This window comes from Pseudomonas sp. RL_5y_Pfl2_73, from assembly GCF_963970515.1.
GTDB lineage: Bacteria > Pseudomonadota > Gammaproteobacteria > Pseudomonadales > Pseudomonadaceae > Aquipseudomonas.
Genome location: NZ_CAXAPD010000110.1, coordinates 1 through 1388 on the forward strand (window position 1 = coordinate 1; position 1388 = coordinate 1388).

Annotated in this window: 1 protein-coding gene; it reads left to right on the forward strand. The window is 66.1% G+C overall.

The window, feature by feature from the left end; all coding sequences use genetic code 11:
* On the forward strand, positions 1-1388 hold a 1388-nt coding region (locus tag AACY42_RS28435; protein WP_339483827.1), incomplete at both ends, for a non-ribosomal peptide synthetase.

Below are 1388 nucleotides of genomic sequence, written 5' to 3' on the forward strand. Positions count from 1 at the left end.
GCCGCCTACCTCGCCCAGGCCGTCAGCGCATTGGTCGAAGCCCTTGAACAGGCCCCGGAGCGCCTCGCCAGCCAACTGGACGTGGTGCCGGCCAGCGAGCGGCAATTACTGCTGACGGACTTCAACCGCACCGCCAGCGACTTCGGCGCCGCGCAACCGATCCATCACCTGTTCGAAACCCAGGTCCAGGCCAACCCCGACGCCGTGGCCCTGGTCTGCGAACAGCAGCAACTGACCTACCGCCAGCTCAATCGCCGCGCCAACCACTTGGCCCGGCAGTTGCTCGCCCTCGGTGTCGAACCCGATCAGCGCGTGGCCGTCTGCGCCGAGCGCAGCCTGGACATGATCGTCGGCCTGCTCGGCGTGCTCAAGGCCGGGGCCGCCTACGTGCCCATCGACCCGGACCATCCCGCCGAGCGCATGGCTTTCATGCTCCAGGACTGCCAGCCACGGGCGCTGTTGACCCAGTCGGCCCTGTCCTTGCCAGCGGGCGAGTTCCCGCTGCTGTCGCTCGATACCCGTGACTCGCTGCAAGCGGCGGATGACCCTGACTTTGACCGCAACCCCCAGGTAGTGGGCCTGACAGCCGAGCACCTGGCCTATGTGATCTACACCTCCGGTTCCACCGGCCAGTCCAAGGGCGTGATGGTCGAGCACCGTTCGGTGTACAACTTCTGGCACGTGCTCAGCCGCACCACCCACCAGCATTGCCCGAGCCCAGCCACCGTGGCCCTGAACGCCGGGTTCTTCTTCGACATGTCGATCAAGGGCATTTCCCAGCTGTTCTCCGGCCACCGGCTGGTGATCATCGCGCAACTGATCCGCGCCAGCGGCCACGAGTTGCTCGACTTCCTCGAACAGCACCAAGTGCACGCCTTCGATTCCACGCCGTCGCAGCTCGATACCCTGCTCGCCGCCGGCCTGCTGGAGCGCAGCAGTTATCAGCCAGTGAGCGTGTTGCTTGGCGGCGAGCCGATCAATGCCGCGACCTGGACGAAGTTGCGCGACTGCCCGAGCATCCGCTTCTACAACATGTACGGCCCGACCGAATGCACGGTGGACGCCACCATCGACCTGATCCGCGACCTCGGCGAACGGCCGAGCATTGGCCGGCCGATTGCCAACGTCCAGGTGCACGTGCTCGATACCCGCGGTGAACCGACGCCGTTGGGCGTGGCCGGTGAACTGCACATCGGCGGTGCCGGCGTGGCCCGGGGTTACCTGAACCGGACGGAGTTGAGCGCCGAGCGCTTTATTGCCGACCCGTTCAGCACTGAGCCGAACGCGCGCCTGTACAAGACCGGCGACCTCGGTCGCTGGCTGGCCGATGGCACGCTGGAATACCTGGGCCGCAATGACTTCCAGGTGAAGATTCGTGGCTTCCGCAT